This is a genomic window from Herbaspirillum rubrisubalbicans, from assembly GCF_003719195.1.
In the GTDB taxonomy this organism is placed as follows: Bacteria; Pseudomonadota; Gammaproteobacteria; order Burkholderiales; family Burkholderiaceae_D; genus Herbaspirillum; species Herbaspirillum rubrisubalbicans.
Genome location: NZ_CP024996.1, coordinates 284,785 through 304,065, shown reverse-complemented (window position 1 = coordinate 304,065; position 19,281 = coordinate 284,785). Strand labels below are relative to the sequence as shown.

17 protein-coding genes are annotated in these 19,281 nt (G+C 62.0%); 14 read left to right on the top strand and 3 right to left on the bottom strand.

The genetic code is table 11. The features are described 5' to 3' along the window. Positions 1 to 46: 46 nt before the first annotated feature. The 8 genes from RC54_RS01380 to RC54_RS01345 all read left to right on the top strand — a co-directional run bounded on the left by RC54_RS01380 (position 47) and on the right by RC54_RS01345 (position 7,970). A complete protein-coding gene (locus RC54_RS01380) occupies positions 47 to 454 on the top strand; it encodes an ExbD/TolR family protein (protein WP_058893969.1) in 408 nt (135 codons plus the stop codon). Then, on the top strand, positions 454 to 1,173 hold the full coding sequence (locus RC54_RS01375) for a TonB family protein (RefSeq protein ID WP_061789471.1): 720 nt from the start codon (positions 454 to 456) through the stop codon (positions 1,171 to 1,173). The genes RC54_RS01380 and RC54_RS01375 overlap by 1 nt, the downstream gene beginning before the upstream one ends. 54 nt (positions 1,174 to 1,227) lie before the next feature. Then, on the top strand, positions 1,228 to 3,660 hold the full coding sequence (locus RC54_RS01370; protein ID WP_058893967.1) for a TonB-dependent receptor: 2,433 nt from the start codon (positions 1,228 to 1,230) through the stop codon (positions 3,658 to 3,660). 62 nt (positions 3,661 to 3,722) lie between these two features. Then, complete coding sequence (locus RC54_RS01365; protein WP_058893966.1) at positions 3,723 to 4,376, top strand: MotA/TolQ/ExbB proton channel family protein; 654 nt, start codon at positions 3,723 to 3,725, stop codon at positions 4,374 to 4,376. Positions 4,377 to 4,388: 12 nt separating this feature from the next. Continuing rightward, complete coding sequence (locus RC54_RS01360; protein WP_061789470.1) at positions 4,389 to 5,636, top strand: phospholipase D-like domain-containing protein; 1,248 nt, start codon at positions 4,389 to 4,391, stop codon at positions 5,634 to 5,636. 144 nt (positions 5,637 to 5,780) lie between these two features. Then, a complete protein-coding gene (locus RC54_RS01355; RefSeq protein ID WP_061789469.1) occupies positions 5,781 to 6,443 on the top strand; it encodes a helix-turn-helix transcriptional regulator in 663 nt (220 codons plus the stop codon). Between the two features lie 62 nt (positions 6,444 to 6,505). Continuing rightward, positions 6,506 to 7,486, top strand: coding sequence for a threo-3-hydroxy-L-aspartate ammonia-lyase (locus tag RC54_RS01350; RefSeq protein ID WP_061789468.1), 981 nt, complete (start codon positions 6,506 to 6,508; stop codon positions 7,484 to 7,486). 124 nt (positions 7,487 to 7,610) lie between these two features. Then, complete coding sequence (locus tag RC54_RS01345) at positions 7,611 to 7,970, top strand: 5-carboxymethyl-2-hydroxymuconate Delta-isomerase (protein ID WP_061789467.1); 360 nt, start codon at positions 7,611 to 7,613, stop codon at positions 7,968 to 7,970. A gap of 132 nt (positions 7,971 to 8,102) precedes the next feature. On the opposite strand, the gene RC54_RS01340 is transcribed toward RC54_RS01345, so the two are convergent. Continuing rightward, positions 8,103 to 8,513 carry a VOC family protein gene (locus tag RC54_RS01340; RefSeq protein ID WP_061789466.1) on the bottom strand — a complete coding sequence of 137 codons (411 nt, stop codon included), beginning with the start codon at positions 8,511 to 8,513 and terminating at the stop codon, positions 8,103 to 8,105. Between the two features lie 561 nt (positions 8,514 to 9,074). Between RC54_RS01340 and RC54_RS01335 the strand changes: the two genes are divergently transcribed. Further along, positions 9,075 to 10,163 carry a GGDEF domain-containing protein gene (locus tag RC54_RS01335; RefSeq protein WP_058893960.1) on the top strand — a complete coding sequence of 363 codons (1,089 nt, stop codon included), beginning with the start codon at positions 9,075 to 9,077 and terminating at the stop codon, positions 10,161 to 10,163. Between the two features lie 52 nt (positions 10,164 to 10,215). On the opposite strand, the gene RC54_RS01330 is transcribed toward RC54_RS01335, so the two are convergent. Continuing rightward, entirely contained in the window at positions 10,216 to 11,433 is a 1,218-nt protein-coding gene (locus tag RC54_RS01330; RefSeq protein WP_058893959.1) for an arabinose transporter, read from the bottom strand. Positions 11,434 to 11,600: 167 nt separating this feature from the next. On the opposite strand from RC54_RS01330, the gene RC54_RS01325 reads away from it, so the two are divergent. Beyond that, entirely contained in the window at positions 11,601 to 12,233 is a 633-nt protein-coding gene (locus RC54_RS01325) for a TetR family transcriptional regulator (RefSeq protein ID WP_058893958.1), read from the top strand. Here the strand turns inward: RC54_RS01325 and RC54_RS01320 are convergent, their stop codons facing one another. Continuing rightward, positions 12,234 to 13,256: a LacI family DNA-binding transcriptional regulator gene (locus RC54_RS01320; RefSeq protein ID WP_058893957.1), complete on the bottom strand. Its 1,023-nt coding sequence runs from the start codon at positions 13,254 to 13,256 to the stop codon at positions 12,234 to 12,236. A 417-nt stretch (positions 13,257 to 13,673) separates the two neighbouring features. Between RC54_RS01320 and RC54_RS01315 the strand changes: the two genes are divergently transcribed. From RC54_RS01315 to RC54_RS01300, 4 genes are all read left to right on the top strand, one after another. Next, on the top strand, positions 13,674 to 14,819 hold the full coding sequence (locus tag RC54_RS01315) for an ABC transporter ATP-binding protein (RefSeq protein ID WP_061789465.1): 1,146 nt from the start codon (positions 13,674 to 13,676) through the stop codon (positions 14,817 to 14,819). 53 nt (positions 14,820 to 14,872) lie between these two features. Beyond that, complete coding sequence (locus RC54_RS01310; RefSeq protein ID WP_061789464.1) at positions 14,873 to 16,846, top strand: beta-galactosidase; 1,974 nt, start codon at positions 14,873 to 14,875, stop codon at positions 16,844 to 16,846. A gap of 155 nt (positions 16,847 to 17,001) precedes the next feature. After that, the gene (locus RC54_RS01305) at positions 17,002 to 18,249 is read left to right on the top strand and encodes an ABC transporter substrate-binding protein (protein ID WP_061789463.1); all 1,248 of its coding nucleotides are present in this window, start codon (positions 17,002 to 17,004) and stop codon (positions 18,247 to 18,249) included. A 96-nt stretch (positions 18,250 to 18,345) separates the two neighbouring features. Next, positions 18,346 to 19,269 (top strand): carbohydrate ABC transporter permease, encoded by a 924-nt coding sequence (locus RC54_RS01300; RefSeq protein WP_017451882.1) that lies wholly within the window; start codon positions 18,346 to 18,348, stop codon positions 19,267 to 19,269. Positions 19,270 to 19,281: the final 12 nt, after the last annotated feature.

The window sequence follows — 19,281 nt, the reverse complement described above, 5'->3', positions numbered from 1 at the left end:
AACTATAGCGCTACAGATCGTATAACGAAGCTTCGAGGAGTGTGGTATGCGCAGTTGGGACGAACCCAAAAAACGGAAGGCCCGCGTCGAGATCATTCCGATGATCGACGTGATGATGTTCTTGCTGGTGTTTTTCGTGTTGATCAGCCTGAACGTGATCCCGGCACTGGGCCTGAAGACCCAGCTGCCCAGTTCGTCCACGGCCCAGGATCTCAAACCCCAGACCAAGGCCATCATCACCATCGCCAAGGATGACGTGATCCAGGTCGACGGCGAGAACACCAACCTGGATGGCCTCACCGCACACCTGGACAAGCTGCGCAAGGAAGGCGAGAAACTCAATCTCATCATCAATAGCGACCGCGGCGTGGAGGTGCAACGCCTGGTTGATGTCATGGATACGCTCAAGAAGGGCGGTTTCGATTCCATCTCGATCGCTACCCGCAAGCAGTGATGATGAACGTCCCTCTCTTTTTCCGCTTCCGCGAGCAGCTGGCCACGCTGCCTTCACTGGTGGTGCTGGCGGTGCTGATCTTGGCCGGCGTACAGAAGGCCACCGAATTGAAGCGCAAGGAAGATCCGCAACCGGTACAGATCGCGCTGATGGAATTGCCGCCTCCACCGCCGCCGCAACCCAAGCCGCAGATCGAGCCGCCGCCCAAGCCGGTGGAACCACCCAAGAAACAGGAAGCGCCCAAGCCGGTCGCCAAACCCGCGCCGGTCAAGCAAGCTCCGGCCCCGGTGGAACCGACCACGCCGTCGACCGAGGCCCCCATCCTGCCGGCTGCCAAGCCGCAGGCCAGCGCTCCGGCCACGCCACCGGTGCAGGCCGCGCCCACCACGCCGCCGGCCCCGCCGCCCTCCAACACGGCGCACGTAGAACAGACCTATGTGGGCCAGTTGCGCGCGCACCTCAACAGCATCAAACGCTACCCGACCGGCCGCGAAGCCAGCACGCTGCGACCGCAAGGCAAGGTGCGCGTGTGGTTCGTGTTGAAGCGCGATGGCAGCGTGGTCGACAGTGGTATCGACAGTTCATCGAATTCCATGCTGCTCGATGATGCCGCTCGCAAGACCATCAATCGCGCCAACTTCGCACCCTTCCCGGAAGACGCCTACAAGGGTGAGGCCACGCACCGCTTTACGGCCGACCTGGAATTCATTCCAGTCTGACGCCCACGCTATCGATTTCAACACGCAGTCCACCAACTCTCAGGGGAACACGACATGCAATGCAAACTCACCCGGCTGTCCTTGCTGATATCCGGGCTCTTCATGGCCGGCGCGCCGGCCTTCGCCCAGACCACCACCGATGTCGGCACCGTGACCGTACAAGGCGGCAGCGCCAGCGCTGGCACGGCAGCTGCCACCGGCCTGATCCAGGCCGAGGATTCGCCCAAGGCGCGCAGCTCGGTGAACCGTGACTACATCGAAAAGCAGTCGCCCACCGGCACGCCCTACCAGATGATCAACCTGCTGCCGGGCGTCAATACCTATGACAACGACGGCACGGGCCTGTTTGGCGGCAACATCCGTGTGCGCGGCTTCAACAGCGACCAGTTGGGCTTCACCATCAACGGTGCACCGGTCAACGACTCCGGCAACTTCGCGGTCTATCCGCAGGAGTACACCGAGCCGGACAATCTGTGCAACGTCTTCGTCACGCAAGGCTCGACCGATACCGAAGCCCCGCACGTGGGCGCCACCGGCGGCAACATCGGTATGACCTTCTGCTCGCCGGAAGACAAGCAGCGCATCCGCGTGACCAACGCCTTCGGCTCCAACAGCCTGTGGAAGCGCTATGTGCGCTTTGACTCGGGCAAGCTGTTCGATGACAAGTTCAAGTTCTTCATATCGTATTCCAAGACCACCGCCGACAAGTTCAAGGGCCCGGGCGGCGCCATCAAGGACCACGTCGATTTCGGCAGCAACTTCGATCTCGGCCAGGGCAGCTTCATCAATGCCAACGTGCTCTACAACCGTCAGCTCAACAACAACTACCGTTCGCTGACCAAGGCCCAGATCGCCCAATTGGGCCCCAATGCCGACTTCGGCAACATCGTGCCGCAACACCAGCCGGCGGTAGCCGGCTTGGCCCAGAACGACACCACCTATGGTCCCAATGTTGCGAACAACATCGCCAACAACGCCTACTACGCCTATAACCTGAACCCCTTCGAAAACTGGCTGGGCACCATCAATGCCCACTTCCAGTTGAGCCCGACCTCCAGCATCGATGTCGATCCCTACTTCTGGTATGGCTTCGGCACCGGCGGCAACCAGTTGCAGACCGTGCGTGAAGGTGGTGTCGCCGGCGCCAGCCAACTGGGCGGCGGCGCGGCCGACGTCAATGGCGACGGCGACCGTCTGGACACCGTCTACGCCTACGAAGGCAGCCGCACCCGCACCTACCGTCCGGGTATCACCTTCAAGTTCAACCAGCAACTGGACAACCACCGCATCCTGGCAGGCTACTGGGTCGAACGCGCGCGTCACCAGCAGACCGGTCCGTTCAGCCGTGTGGACAACAACGGCAACATCGCCAACCTGTGGCAGGACAATTCCGATCTGTGGCTGCGCAATGCCGATGGCTCCTTCCTGCAGTATCGCGACACCATGACCGTCAGCACGGCCCAGTCGATCTTCCTGCAAGACAGCATCAGCATGATGAACGACAAGCTCAACGTGCAAGTGGGTGGTCGCTATTCCTCGATTGACCGCGACTTCACCAACTACCCGAGCACCGGTTCGACCAGCGGCACCAACAGCTATTCCAGCGCCGCCTTCTACAAGGTCAAGAAGAACTACGCCGACTTCCTGCCCAGCGTCGGTGTGCGCTTCCAGCTGGACGAAAAGCAGTCGGTGTTCTTCAATGCCGCCAAGAACTTCAAGGCACCGGGCAACTTCTCCTACTTCGGCCTGCTCTCGGGCGGTACCATCGTCAATGGCCAGCTGGTCGGCGCCACCCAGCGCGACGTGCCGGTGGACAAGGAAACCTCCTGGAACTATGACCTCGGCTATCGCTACAACACCGACAAGTGGATGGCGTCGGGCTCGCTGTTCTACATCGACTACCACAACCGTATCGCCAGCGCCTACAACCCGGACACCAACAACAAGACCGACTACAACGTAGGCGACTCCACCTCGCACGGTATGGAACTGGAAACCGGTTATGCCTTCACCCGCAACTTGTCCATGTATGGCTCGCTGTCCTACATCAAGTCCAAGATGAAGCAAGACCTGCGCAACGGTGCCTCGCAATTCCTGCCGACCTCGGGCAAGGAATTCCCGGATACCCCGAACTGGCTGTCGGGCCTGTCGCTGCAGTATCAACAGGATGGCTGGTACGTGTTCGGCCAGGGCAAGTACACCGGTCGCCGCTACACCACGCTGGTCAACGACGATGCACTGGGTGGCTACACCGTCTTCAACGCCGGCGCCGGCATGACCTTCGCGTCGAGCACCTGGTTGAAGAAGCCCACCGTGCGTCTGAACGTCTACAACCTGTTCGACAAGCAGTACCTCAACCTCAACGGCGGCAGCGGCAGCCAGTTCACCACCAACGCCGTGGCGGTCAATGGCGTGGCTGGCTCTGCCCCTTCGCTCTACGTCAGTGCCCCGCGCACCTTCACCGTTACCCTGACCGCGGATTTCTGATCGCGGCCTGAACCGGGGCGGCCTGCAGCCAGCGCCGCCCCACCACTGCAAGAGAGGCAAGCATGAACATGAACTTACTCCACGAACTGGCTTTCTACCTGATGTATGCCTGCGCTGCGCTGGCCATCTTCGTCATCGTCGAACGCGGCCTGTTCTTTGGCTACACCATGCGCCAGGCCAGCGGCCTGGAGCGCGCCATGACCCACGCCGTGCAACACCTCAAGGAACTGCCGACCGAACTGACCACCCGCCCCAGCCTGCCGCTGGCCCTGGTGTCGGACATCCTGGCCGAAAAGCATCACCTGCACACCGAGAAAGACCTGGAAGACTTCAGCGAATCGGTCTACATCGCCAAGCGCGGCGAAGTGCAACAGCGCCTCTGGATCCTCGATACCATTGTCACCGCCGCCCCGCTGCTGGGTCTGCTGGGCACCATCCTGGGCATCATCGACACCTTCAAGGCGCTGGCCGTCCAGGGCGTTTCCGATCCCGGTCAGGTGTCGCAGGGCATCGGTACCGCACTCTATGCCACCGCACTGGGCATCGGCATTGCTGTGGTCGGTATGTTCTTCTTCAACCTGTTCCAGGAACGCATCGAACGCATCAATGATCACCTGAAGGTATTGATGCTGCGCGCCTGCGTGGGTCGCCAGAACCTGCAACCCGGCCAGCCGCAACCGACCTCCCAATCGAACAACAAGCTGCACGTCGCCTGATCTGACATCGCCATGATGAATCCCCCGCGCCGCATTCTGGTGCGCCTGGCCGCCTCCCTGGGCCTGGCGCTCTGCCTGCAAGTCAACGCCCATGCCCAATTCGCCATTCCGGGATTCGAGCTGGTCCACACGGTCCCACGTGAAACCACGCTGGCCACCCCCGACCTGCGCGATGCGGCGCTGGTGTGGAAGGAAATGTTCGACAGCGCCTGGCACGAGATCGTGTTCGGCCAGTTCTACGTAGCCGGCCAGGATGGCGAGGCGCTGGACGACATCATGGCGCATCTGGAGGCAGCCGGACGGCGCGGCGTGAAGATCCGCTTCTTGATGGAAAAGAAGGGTGAATTCGCCTCGGTACCGGCCACCATCGAGAAGCTCAAGCGCATTCCCAACCTGGAATTCCGCCAGCTCGACTATTCCCGCATGACCGGCAACGGCATCATCCACGCCAAGTATTTCGTGGTCGATGGCAAGACCGCCTACGTGGGCAGCCAGAACTTCGACTGGCGCTCGTTCTCGCACATCCACGAAACCGGCCTGAAGATCACCGACGCCACCGTGGCAGCGCAGGTGCAGGCTATCTTCGAAATCGACTGGGCGGCGCAGGCCGCCATTGCCGCCGGCCAACCACCAACCGTGCTCAATCACAGCGTGGTGCCGGCCGATGTGGCGCGTGGCAACTACCTGGTGGCCAGCCCCAATGCCTACAACCCGCCGGGCGTGGGCGACTCGCAAAGCGAACTGGTGCGCCTGATCGGCCAGGCCCAGCACGAGGTACGGGTGCAGTTGCTGGACTATGCGCCACTATCCTACGGCCCCCACCATACCCGCCCCTACTACGCCGTGATCGATGATGCCCTGCGCGCGGCCGCCGCACGCGGCGTCAAGATCAAGCTGATGGTGTCGAACTGGAACACCGAGGCGCCCGCCATCCACTACCTGCAAAGCCTGGCCGTGCTGCCCAACGTGGAAATCCGCATCGTCACCCTGCCGCAGGCCTCCACCGGCTTCATTCCCTTTGCCCGGGTGATCCACACCAAGGCCATGAGCATCGATGGCCAGGTCGCCTGGATCGGCACCAGCAACTGGTCCGGTGGTTACCTGGATAACTCGCGCAACCTGGAAGTGGTGCTGCACGACGCTACCATGGCCCAGCGCGTGGCAGCCCTGCATGAACAGACCTGGAGTTCTTCCTACGCCCAGCCGATCGACGTGCTCAAGGTCTACCCCAAGCCGGCCAAGGGCAAGCCCACCGAATAAGGATGTACTCCTGGGGCTGGTCATTGACGGCCCCAGGATGAGCTTGCACCAACGGTTGTGGACAAGATAAGCCCCCGTCTGAACCCAGTCAGACCCGGTCAGAACAGTTTTCGCATGTATACATAAAATCTAATTTTAGATAATATGTATTGCATGACCTCCCGCTCCCGCAAAAAGAAACCCACCCGACCCGACCACGCCCTGCTGCTCTCGCAATTGCAGCAGGTGGCTCAAGGTTTGGGCGAGACCTTCGCGCCCTTCTGCGAGGTCGTGCTGCACGACCTGCGCGATGCCGATCACTCCATCGTCGCCCTGCACAACAACCTGTCCGGCCGTGAGGTCGGCGACGCCACCACCGAGCTGGGGCTGGCGCGCATTGCCGATGAAAGCTATCCGCAAGTGCTCACCAATTACGCCAACACCCTGCCCGATGGACGCCAGGCCAAGAGCACCTCGATCGGCATCAAGGATGCCGATGGCAAGTATGTGGCAGCGCTGTGCATGAATATCGACCTGACCCTGTTCGGCGCCCTGCAAGGCATGTTGCGTCAGTTCGGCAGTATCGATGGCGCGCAGCGTGTGGCCGAGACGCTGGAGCCCGCCGGCGCCGATGCGCTGCGCAGTCGCATCGATGCTTTTGCCGCACGCCTGTCGACCACGCCTCGCAGCCTCAAGGCCGAGGACCGGCGCCAGCTCATGCGCCAATTGCGCCAGGCCGGCTGCATGGACGTGCGGCGTGCAGCCGAGATCGTGGCGGCGCACCTGGGCGTGTCGCGCGCAACCGTCTACAACGATGAGAAGGATTGAAGCTTGCTTCACCATGCCTATCTTTTCATCCGCCTCTAACCACCTCTCTTGAAGGAAGCTTCATGATTCCCCTCTCCAGTGCCAACTCAGCCCCCAGCTTCACCGATGTCCTCCTGGCCGCACAACGCATCAAGCCCTGGGCGCACCAGACCCCGGTGCTGCGTTCGCGCATGGCCGATGCCGAAGTGGGCGCGCAACTGTTCTTCAAGTGCGAGAACTTCCAGCGCATGGGCGCCTTCAAGTTCCGTGGTGCCATGAATGCGCTGTCGCAATTCGATGCCGAGCAACGTCGGCATGGCGTGATCACCTTTTCCTCCGGCAACCACGCCCAGGGCACTGCGCTGGCGGCGCAACTGCTGGGCATTCCCGCGGTGATCGTCATGCCCGAGGATGCGCCCGCCGCCAAGGTGGCGGCCACCCGTGGCTATGGCGCCGAAGTGGTGACGTATGACCGCTACACCGAAGACCGCGAAGCCATCGGTGCGCGTCTGGCAGCCGAGCGCAAGATGACGCTGATCCCGCCCTACGATCATCCGCACGTGATCGCCGGCCAGGGTACCGCCACCCTGGAACTGTTGCAGCAAACCGGTCCGCTGGATGCCCTCTTCGTCTGCCTGGGCGGCGGTGGCCTGCTCTCCGGCGCCGCCCTGGCGGCACGTGCGCTGGCGCCGGAGTGCAAGATCTATGGAGTGGAACCGGAAGCCGGCAACGATGGCCAGCAATCGCTGCGCGCCGGTCACATCGTGCATATCGACACCCCCAAGACCATCGCCGACGGTGCGCAGACCCAGCACTTGGGCAAGTACACCTTCGAGGTGATCCGCCAACTGGTCGATGACATCCATACCGTGAGTGATGCCGAACTGGTGAGCGGGCTGCGCTTCTTTGCCGAGCGCATGAAGATGGTGGTCGAACCGACCGGCTGCCTGGGCTTTGCCGCCGCTCGCAAGATCAAGGAGCAACTAAAGGGAAAACGGGTGGGCGTGATCATCAGCGGCGGCAATATCGACCTGGGCAAGCTGGCCGCTTATCTGGCAGATTAGGGCCTGTTCCATTGCCCTGATAGTCATTTACCCCAATATCAGACCTGAGCGTTTTGCCTTACAGTGACGTGCTTGCACGCCTGTGCCCACGCTTCTCCACCCACTCACAAGGACTGGAATCACCATGCCCCATCTCGTTCTGGAATACACCGACAATCTCGCCATCGACGTGCAGCCCACGCTGCTCAAGCTGAACCAGGCGCTGGTGGCCAGCGGCCACTTTGAAGAGAACGCCATCAAGGCGCGCGCCGTGCGCCTGGAGCATTATCTGGTCGGCACCGCCCCCGAGGCCAAGCGTGCCTTCATCGCCCTGCGCCTGGCCATCCTGACCGGTCGCACGCTGGAACAGAAGAAGCAGATTTCCGACCTGTTGGGCGCAGCGATCCAGCAGGACCAGGCTTGGCCCCAGGATACCCAGGTGCAGATCACGGTGGAGGTGGTAGACATGCAGCGCGAGACTTATTTCAAGGCCAGCCTGCAATAGCACGCATTGATTGCGACTTCCGATTGCGACTTCCTTATCGCGCTAGGTATCAAGATCCAATGAAAAAGCCGCCCGGTGCAAACCGGACGGCTTTTATCTTATGGATGTCTTGCTGGGCGTGTGCCGGGCTGTTCAGGACAGCAGAGCCGGCTCGACCAAGAGCTCGCGGAACTGCACCACATTGCCTTCTGGATCGAAGCCATCGCAGGCGCGGAAATCCGGACCACTCCACTCGGCCTCGACCGGCTTCATGCCACCGCCGAGTTGTTGCGTACTCAGACGCGCCTGCTTCAACGAGCGCACCGGCAGGAACAACTTCACCGGTACATTCTCGCGCAGCACGGGCGGTGTGCTGATCTCTACCTTGGTGGCCACGTCCTGGGCAATGGCATGGATCACCAACAGGAAATCCTCGGCCTCGATCACTACCTTCTCGGCATGGGCGTGCTTGGGAACCACCGCCAGCACCTGCGCATAGAAGGCGGCAAGGCGGGCTACATCTTTGGCGAACAGGACTGCGCCTGCTTTGGGCTGGGTCGACATCTCTGCTTTCAAAAACGTTGATCGGATCAAACAAGGAACGGCAGAGTTTATTTACGACTTCGTCGCTTGGCAAGCATTAATCGTCACCTTGTAGCGACGCCATTGTGTCGTCATTTGGCGACGCCTTTATGTCGCTGTTTTTGCCGATATTGCAGAGCAATATAAGAATCCGCTGACAAGCGAAAGTCGCGCTGTCCGATGCCAATTTCTTCCGCACGAAATTAAGATGGCGTATCGCCGTAGTGGGGCTAACAAAACGTCAATTGTCAGTATGTTCAGCGAAGCTGTTTGCATGTGATCGTATTGTCATCGTTTCAAGCATGAGGACGTTTAAATTGTAAGTGGATGTTTTAAATGACTTTACTTCCGAACTTGATCTGCTAACTTGATGTCGCAGGGCAACAAGATGGGCGGTGAAAAACAAGAAAAATATTTCCGCCTTTTCATCAGCATCAGCATCTGCCGCGCCGTTCTTCCCTCACCGCATGACGTCATGCGTTGACGGCGACCGATTACAACGAAATCCAACCTCACGAGTATTGCGCCATGAACATTCGAGATTTGCACGCTCAGTACACTCCCGAACGCTCTCGCTTCCAGCGTACCCAAGCACCGCAGCGCGGCCTGTCGAGTTCGCCTGCCGAGCGCATCGAACTCGCGCACACTGACAGTGACGCCGATGCTTGGCTGGAGCAGGCCTTGTCGGACTTCATCTCGCTGGCTTCCAGCGTCTGCACAACGCCCATGGGCATGTTCAGTCAGTTGCACGCGGACATCGGCCTGCAGCATCCTTACCTCTCCATCAACAATGGTCGCGGTGATGCGCGCAACCAATGGTGGCGCTTCCCCGGCCAGACCGGTGTGCTGCGCAATGCAGTCGATTTCTCCCTGTGCGAAATGGCCGCCCGCACACCTGGGCAGGTGACCGAAGTCAACGACCTGCACAACGATGCGCGCTTTGCCAATAGCGCCCTGGCCCGCGGCAACCCGGCGGTGCGTTTCTATGCCGCGGTACCGCTGGTATCGGGCAATGGCGATGTGATGGGTACGCTGTGCGTGATGGACCGCGTCGCGCGTACACTGACACCGGCCCAGCGTGACGCCTTCCAGAAACTCGGTCGCCAGCTCGAAGCCCAGATCGACAGTCATCGCGCCATGCAAAAGCTGGAACAGCAGACCATGACTGATGCGCTGACCGGTATCGGCAACCGCCGCAGCTTCGATTCGCGGCTGCGTGAAGAATGGACGCGCCATCTGCGCAATGCCCGGCCCCTGACCATGCTGATGGTGGACGTGGACTACTTCAAGCAATACAACGATACCTACGGCCACCCGGCCGGTGACGCCCTGCTGGTGCAACTGGCACGCGTACTGCGTTCGCCGCTGCGGGCCAGCGATTTCCTGGCGCGTTATGGTGGTGACGAATTCTCGCTGATCCTGCCTGACACCGATGAGATCGGCGCACACCAAGTGTCCGAACGCATCAAGCAATCGGTAGCCCGCGTGAAGTGGCCGCATACCGATATCGAGATAAGCTTGGGCGCGGCCACCGTGACACCTTCGGAGATGTGCGACTTCAGCGCGCTGCTCCATGCCGCCGACCAGGCGATGTACCAGCGCAAGCATGGGCGCACCCTGCGACATGCCTGAGTCCTGATGGACCATCGTTACGGCGCTCTCTTCGGGAGCGCCGTATTCTTTTTCAGTGACCGTTCTTCATTGGGCGCAACAGGCCCAGCGCCACCAGCATCGACAGTCCCACCACCACTGCGCCAGCCAGATAGACGCTGGACACGCCATAGTGGCTGGCCAATGCGCCCGCCAAGGGACTGGTGATCCCCAATGAAATATCCAGGAAGGCCACATAAGCCCCCATGGCCAAGCCTCGCGTCTGGGGCGGCGCGCGCCGCATCGCTTCCACACCGAAACCGGGAAACACCAGCGAATAACCGAAGCCCGTCAATGCCGCGCCGGCATAGGCCCACGAAGCACTCCCGGCCTGCCAGATCAACAGTTGCCCCAGCACTTCGATGACCACACAGACCAATGCCACCCTGGCACCACCGACCTTGTCAGGCAGATGCGCAAACAACAGCCGGGCGACGATGAAGGCGATGCCGAAACTGGTGAAGGCCAGTGAAGAATCCCCCCACGCGTGCGCCGCAAAGAGCAAGGCAATGAAGGCGGTGATGACGCCGAAACCGACACTGGAGAGCGCCAGTCCCAGCCCAGGTTGCCACACCGCACCCAGCACCTTGTAGAAGGGCGTGCGACGGTTGGCACTGGGCGCCACGGCCGGCAAGCCAGCCAGCATCAGCAGCGCCAGCAAGGGAATGAGCACACTCACACCGGCAATGCCCGCAAAGCCGTAGGCATGATTGACCGCCACGCCCAGTGGCGCACCGCAGGCCATGGCAGCATAGATGGCGATGCCCAGCCAGGCCATGACCTTGCCGCCATGCTGCGGCCCCACCAGGGCGATGCCCCAGCTCATGGTGCCGGTCACCACCAGGCTTTCCCCCAACGCCAGCAACAGGCGCCCCAGCAGCAATACCAGCACCGATGCCACCGGATGATCCAACCACGCCAGCGAAGCCAGGTAGACCAGGCCCGACAAAGAGGCTGCGGTAAAGCCGCCCAGGACGGCCCGCTTGGCGCCACGCAGGTCGGCGTAATTACCGGCCCACGAACGCGACAGCAAGGCAGCCGCAAATTGCGCGCCGACCACTACGCCGACCACGGTAGCGTTCATGCCCAGTGCATCCTTCAGATGCAGGGGCAACACCGGCAACTGCAAGCCGATGGTAAGAAAGGCGATGAAGACCGCCAGTGTCAGCGGCGCCAGTTTGAGAAAGACCGCTGTGCCAGGACTGGCCAGGGGCGTGACGGAAGCAGGCTTGTCAGCCGGTCGGATGTTCATGAAGTTTCCTTGAGAGCATAAGAAGGATCAGGCCAGGGCGCAGGGCCGATTGCCGGCCTGGATGGCACGCAGTAGAATGCGACGAATCCGTCACATTCCATCGAGATGCAGTATGCGACGGATTCGTCAGGTTTTCCATTCGCATTCCTTTTTCAGGACATCGCCCCATGAACAAGCCGCGCCGCCCCCAGATTTCCCTGCGCAAGACGCCGCAACAGGCCCGCTCGACCGAACTGGTGGCCGCCATCCTGCAAGCAGCTATTCAGGTTTTGCTGCGTGAGGGCGCGGCGCGCTTTACCACGGCGCGCGTGGCCGAGCGGGCGGGAGTGAGCGTCGGATCGGTGTACCAGTATTTCCCCAACAAGGCAGCCATCCTGTTCCGGCTACAGGCCGATGAATGGCAACAGACCACCGAGATGGTGCGCCAGCTATTGCAGGACCCCTGCAAGCCACCGGCCACACGCCTGCGCGAACTGGTACACGCCTTCATCCGCAGCGAGTTCGAGGAAGCCCAGGTCAGGCAGGCGCTGGCCGATGCCGCCCCGCTCTATCGCGCCGCGCCTGAGGCCTTGGACTTGAGCCGGGCCTGGGATGGCATCATTGGCGCCTTCATGCGCGAAGCCTTGCCGGGCGTCTCGCCACAGCGGCGCAAGCGGGCCGGAGAACTGGTGATGACCACCCTGTCCACGGTGGGCGAACACCTCTCGCGCAGCCCTCATCCGGCCAAGGCCATCCGGGCCTATGGCGAAGCCATGGCCGACATGTTCTGTGCCTATCTGGACAGCCTGCGCTTGCGCTGATCAGCTCTTGCGTGGTCGCGCGACGGCGGTGGATGCGCGTTGGACCAGTTGCGGCGTGGCGGTCACGCGCATGACCGGCGACGGGCTGCGGTGCTCGATCAAGGCCAGCAGCAGGTCGATCGACATGCGGGCCGCCTCCTCGGTGGGCACCGCCACGGTGGTCAAGGCAGGACGTGAAACGCGCGCCCACTGGATGTCGGTGATGCCGATCACCGAGATATCGCGCGGCACGCTCAGGCCCAGATCGGCAATGGCATTCATCGCGCCCAGCGCCGGCAGGTCATTGCTGGCGAAGATGGCGGTCAGTTGCGGATCTTCGCGCAGCAAGGCCATGCTGGCCTGGTAGCCGGCCTCGACGGTGTCGGCAATGTAGCGGGTGCGTTCTGCGGGATGGGCCACACCCGCCTCGGTGCAGGCCTGGGCGAAGCCGCGGTAACGTTCGGCGTGGATGCCGCTACGCTTGCTGCCCACCAGCGCCGCGATATGACGATGGCCCAAGGCCAGCAGATGCCGTGCTGCGATGGCGCCCGCAGCAAAGAAATCCACCGCGATGCAGGGCAACTCGGGCGGGGCATCGGGTTTCTCCCACATGCACAGCACCACCGGCGCGCCGCGCTGCTCAGTCTTCTTCAGCTCATCCATGGGCAGGTTGGCATTCATGATCAGTACGCCATCGGAGAGCGTACCGGCGATCTGGTCCAGGTAGGCGCGACCGGTGTCGGGGTCGTCATTGGTATTGCAGACGATCAGGAAGCGTCCATGCGCGCGCGCGGCACGTTCGGCGGCCAGCGCGAACTCAGGATAGAAGGGATTGGCGATGCTGGAGACCACCAGCGCCAGCGTCGGCGCCCGTCCCTCGGCCAGGGCGCGGGCTGTCAGGTGCGGACGGTAGCCGAGCTGGGCTACTGCCTCCAGCACGCGCTGGCGCGTCTGCTCGCCGACCTTGCCGCGCTGGCGCAGGACGTTGGAAACAGTAGCCGAGGTGACACCGGCCAGACGCGCGACTTCGGATAAGGTGGTCATGGATGCATGGAGTTGGAAGCCCTCGCATTCAAACCGCTAATGGCGGGCTTGTCAACGCGCTGGCGCCGTTATGAAACGCTTGCGGTGCAAGGCGTAATGGTCGCATTGGCGGCCGCGCAGACCGACATCCACTCAACAATTTACGCATCAGCACGGACCTTTCCTGACAAAATGCTGGCACTGCACGGTTACAGGATTGTGGTTGCGTCGCCTATTCAAGATGGGTATGATCGACCCAAATATTTGCCAACCCAACACGGCAACACGCTCAGAACAACGACGTGGAGACACCCCCCGATTGCACACAGGAAACCCCAGGCGATCTTTTTTTTGGGTCAATTGATTAAGCGCTTAACCCAGCGCCCACACTGCCTTCTGGCATCCTGTCCTGCAATCCATTTCTGTTAGGAAAACGTGATGGCCAGCATCAGCTTGCGTGCAGCACAAAAAGCCTACGGCGACGCCCCGCCGGTAATCCGCAATGTCGATCTCGACATTGGTGAACATGAATTCTGTGTCTTCCTCGGCCCTTCCGGCTGCGGCAAGTCCACGCTCCTGCGCAGCATCGCAGGACTGGAAGATCTCACCAGCGGCGACCTCTTCATCGGTGGCAAGCGCGTCAACGAGGTGCCCTCGGCGCAGCGCTCGGTGGCCATGGTGTTCCAGAGCTATGCGCTGTTCCCGCACATGACGGTGTATGAAAACATGAGCTTCGGCCTGACCCTGGCCAAGCTGCCCAAGGCCGAAATCGAACAGAAGGTGCGTGAAGCTGCGCGCATCCTGCAACTGGAAGAACTGCTGCAACGCAAGCCCAAGGAACTCTCGGGCGGCCAGCGCCAGCGCGTAGCGATCGGTCGCGCCATCGTGCGCCGGCCGGGCGTGTTCCTGTTCGACGAACCACTCTCCAATCTGGATGCCACCCTGCGCAGCCAGACCCGCATCGAGATCGCGCGCCTGCATCGCCAATTCGCCCAGGCCAGCGTGGTCTATGTGACTCACGACCAGGTCGAAGCCATGACCCTGGCCGACCGCATCGTATTGCTGCACGCGGGCGCCGATACCCAGCGCTTTGGCAGCATCGCCCAGGTCGGTACGCCCATGGAGCTGTATCACCATCCACGCAATCGCTTCGTGGCCGGCTTCATCGGTTCGCCACGGATGAATTTCCTGCCGGTGCAAGTGGTGAGCGTGCAAGAGCAAGGCATCCTGGTGCGCCTGAGCAGCAGTGAAGAGACCGTGCTGGTGGCCGCACAAGGCCACGTGCAGCCGGGCCAGTCGCTGACCCTGGGGGTGCGCCCGGAACATATGGAGATCGGCACTCAAGGCCAGTACGGCCTCAACCGCGAAGTCATGCTGGTGGAACGCCTGGGCGAGCAAACCTACGTGCACCTGGACGAACCGGCTGGCCAGCCGCTGGTGGCCAAGGCGCCGGGCGATGCCCGCATTGCACGTGGCGAGCGCCTGCGCGTATCGGTGGCACCGAACTGCGCCTATCTGTTCGACCAGGAGGGTGTGGCCCTGGCCCGCACCCAGGTCCACGCCGGCCTGGCGGTGGCGGCCTGAGTACCGCCGCCCTCTTCCCTTCCACGCTTTTCTACCGCTAAGGAATCACGACCATGTCGTTACGATTGGGAGTCTGTTACTACCCTGAACATTGGCCCGAGGCCATGTGGGACAGCGATGCACAACGCATGAAGGCACTCGGTATCCAGCAGGTGCGCATCGGCGAATTTGCCTGGAGCCGCATCGAACCGTCGCCGGGCGATCTGCGCTGGGATTGGCTGGACCGTGCCATCGAGGTGTTGGCAAAACACGGACTGGAAGTGGTGATGTGCACCCCCACCGCAACCCCGCCCAAGTGGCTCATCGACCGCCACGACGATGTGCTGGCAGTGGACGCCAATGGTCGCCAGCGCGGCTTCGGCTCACGCCGTCATTATGATTTTTCGTCGGATTCCTATTACGAGGAATCGCAGCGCATCGTGCGCCTGCTGGGCGAGCGCTATGGCCAGCACCCGGCCGTGACCGCCTGGCAGCTCGACAATGAATACGGTTGCCACCAGACCGTGGTCAGCTATTCGTCTTCGGCCCAGCGCCGTTTCCGCCAGTGGCTGCGCCAGCGCTACGGCAGCATCGATGCGCTCAACACGGCTTGGGGCACGGTGTTCTGGAGCATGGAATACCGCAGCTTCGATGAAATCGATGCGCCCATCGGCACCGTCACCGAAGCCCATCCGTCGCATCGTCTCGACTATCGCCGCTTTGCCTCGGACGAAGTGGTGCGCTACAACCGGATGCAAGTCGAGATCCTGCGCCCGCTCTCGCCGGGCCGGCTGATGGTGCACAACTTCATGCAGATGTTCCTGGAGTTCGATCACTACCCGGTGGCCGCCGATCTGGACGTGGCCACCTGGGATAGCTATCCGCTGGGCGCCCTGGAAGTGATGTGGTTCGACCCGCACACCAAGGCCCGCTGGCTGCGCACCGGCCATCCTGACTTTGCCAGCTTCAACCATGACCTCTATCGCGGCATGTCGGCCAAGCCGTTCTGGGTGATGGAACAGCAACCCGGCCCGGTGAACTGGGCACACTGGAACCCGGCACCACTGCCGGGCATGGTGCGCTTGTGGAGCTGGGAAGCCTTCGCCCACGGCGCCGGTTGCGTGTCCTATTTCCGCTGGCGCCAATGCCCGTTCGCGCAGGAGCAGTTGCACGCCGGCCTGAACCGTCCCGACAATCGCCTCGACGTCGGCGGCTCGGAAGCCGAACGGGTGGCCCAGGAAATCATCTCCGTGCAAGCGGCCCATGGCCAGCTGTCCCAGCCGCGTGGCAAGGTGGCGCTGCTGTTCGACTACGATGCCAAGTGGCTCTTCGAAATCCACTTCCAGGGCATCGATTTCGAGTACGCCCATTTTGCTTTCGACTACTACTCGACCCTGCGCGCGCTCGGCCTGGACGTGGACATCGTGCCGCTCAATGCCGACCTGCAGGGCTATGCCATGATCGTGGTGCCGCCGCTGCCCATCGTACCGGACGACCTGCCGGCTCGCATCGCGCAAAGCGGCGCACAGGTGGTGTTCGGTCCGCGCAGCGGCTCCAAGACCAAGTCGCTGCAGATCCCTTCGACCCTGCCACCGGGACCGCTGCAGCAATTGCTGCCGATGCGTGTGTGGCGCGTCGAATCAATGCGTCCCAACGTCAGCGAAGCGGTGCAGTTCGGTACCGCACCAGGCCAGGCCCGTTACTGGCGCGACCTGATCGAAGCCGATGGCGAAGGCCTGCAGACCATCGCCCGTTTCGGCGACGGCCATCCGGCCATCGTGCAGAAGGAGCGCGCCCATTACCTGGCCAGCATCTTCGATGCCGAGCTGACCTCACACTACTTCGAACAGGTGGCCCGTGCGGCCGGACTGGCCCCGCAACGCCTGCCCGAAGGGCTGCGCCTGCAACAGCGCGGCGGTCTGCAGTTCGCCTTCAACTACAGCGATGCACCGATCACCCTGCCGCATTCTGAGGGTGCGCAGTTCCTGGTCGGACAGGCGGCGCTGGAGCCACAGGGTGTGGCCATCTATCGTAGCCAACAGGCATAGGAAGGACGCCAGCCTCACTCGGGAAGACAGCACGGCGGCTGCCACTAGCGCCGCCGCTGCGCAAGCAGGCAAAGAACCTGCGCAAGAAAGCGTGCGAGAACCAACCAACGAGATCCATGACACCAACTGTTTGAACCAAACATTCGGAGACAACAATGAAAAAGATGATTCGCATGACCGTGATCGCCGGCTGCCTGGCGGCCTCGGCCGCCTGGAGCGCCGCCGCCATGGCCGGCACCCTGGCCGTCAACATCGCCTACAAGGGCGCCGTCCAGCGCAACGTGTGGCAATCCACGGTGGATGAATTCAAGAAGGCCAACCCGGACGTGGACGTGAAGGTTTCCTTCATCGAGGAAGAAGCCTACAAGGTGCAACTGCCGGGTTGGCTGTCGACCCAGGCGCCGGACATCATCAACTGGCACAACGGCGAGCGCATGGCCTTCTATGCCAGCCGCGGCCTGCTGGAAGACCTGAGCGAAGACTGGAAGAAGAACGGCTGGGACAGCACCTACGCCTCCACCAAGGAAGCCTCGTCCTGGCAGGGCAAGCAATATTCGGCCCCGACCGTGTACTACTCCTGGGGCATGTTCTATCGCAAGGACTTGTTCAAGAAGGTCGGCATCGCCAGCGAACCCAAGACCTGGGACGAATTCCTGGAGGCCTGCAAGAAGTTGAAGGCCGCCGGCATCGCACCGGTGGCCGTGGGCGGGCGCGATGCCTGGACCCTGGCCGGCTGGTTCGATTACCTAGACCTGCGCATCAATGGCAATGCCTTCCACCAGCAACTCATGGCCGGCGACATCGCCTACACCGATCCCCGCGTCAAGAAGGTCTACACCACCTGGAAGAGCCTGATCGACAACAAGATCTTCATCGACAACGCCCTGTCCTATGACCTGGACGGCGCCCAACCCTTCCTGTTCCAGGGCAAGGCCGCCATGATGTTGATGGGCACCTTCATTGCCAAGGGTTTCCCGGCCAAGCTGGCGCCGGAGATGGGTTACTTCCAGTTCCCCATCATCGATGCCAACGTGCCCACCGCCGAAGAAGGTCCGACCGAATCGATCCACATCCCGGCCAAGGCCCGCAACAAGGCTGATGCCCATCGCTTCATCGCCTTCGTGGGAACCCCGGCCATCAGCGCCAAGCTGGCTGAAGGTCTGGGTTCGCTGCCGGCCAACAGCAAGTCGCCGGCGCCGGCCGATCCGATCTCGCGCATCGGCTTTGACATCCTCTCCAATGCCAAGGGCGGCATCTCGCAGTTCTATGATCGCGACATGACCAAGGAAATGGCCGATGAAGGCATGAAGGGTATGCAGAAGTTCGTCAGCGATCCGAGCAAGCTCGATGACGTGCTCAACGAGCTGGAACAAAGCCGCAAGCGTATCTACAAGAAGTCCTGATCGTCGTTCATGCCTGGCCCCTCCAGGCAGTCCATCCGGGCCATTGCCGCTGCCAGGCGGCGGTCATGGCCCGCAGAAAATGAAGGAGACCCCGCCATGCTAGCGCCCACTTCCGCTGCGCAGCCGCCCGCGACCCCATCGGCTGCCACGCCGGTCACCGGCCCGCAGCGCAGTGCCGCCCGTCGCAACCGCGCCGCCTTCTGGTTCCTGGCGCCGGCCTGCGTGATGACGCTGGTCTACGTGCTGTACCCGATTTTCTATACGATCTATCTCAGCTTCTTCAGTTGGGATGGCATGACCGATCCCAAATACGTGGGCCTGGCCAACTACATCGAACTGTTCCATGCGCCGACCTTCTACACGGCCTTGAAGAACAATGTGCTGTGGCTGCTCATGTTCCTGCTGGCCCCGCCCATGGGCCTGGCCATCGCGCTCTACCTGAACCAGAAGGTGGGCGGGATGCGCGTGGTGAAGTCGCTCTTCTTCGCCCCCTTCGTGCTCTCGGGCGTGGTGGTGGGCCTGATCTATAGCTGGTTCTACGATCCCAGCTTCGGCCTGCTGTCGCTGATCTTGGGGCATGGCGTGCCAGTGCTGGGCGATGCGCGCTATGCCACCTTCGGCATCATCTTCGCCGCCCTGTGGCCGCAAACCGCCTATTGCATGATCCTCTATCTCACCGGCCTGACCGCGCTCAACCATGACCAGGTGGAAGCGGCCCGCATGGAAGGCGCGCGTGGCTGGTCCATGCTGCGTTACGTGATCCTGCCGCAATTGCGCTCGACCACCTTCATGGCCTTCGTGGTCAGCATCATCGGTGCCCTGCGCAGCTTCGACCTGATCTCGGTGATGACCAGCGGCGGCCCTTACGAGAGTTCCACCGTGCTGGCCTACTACGCCTACGACCAGGCCATCAAGTATTACCGCCAAGGCTATTCGGCGGCGGTGGCGGTGACCCTCTTTGCCATCATGCTGGTCTACATCGTCTATCAACTGCGCCGTATGCTGCGCGCCGAACGCTAACGAAGAAAAGAG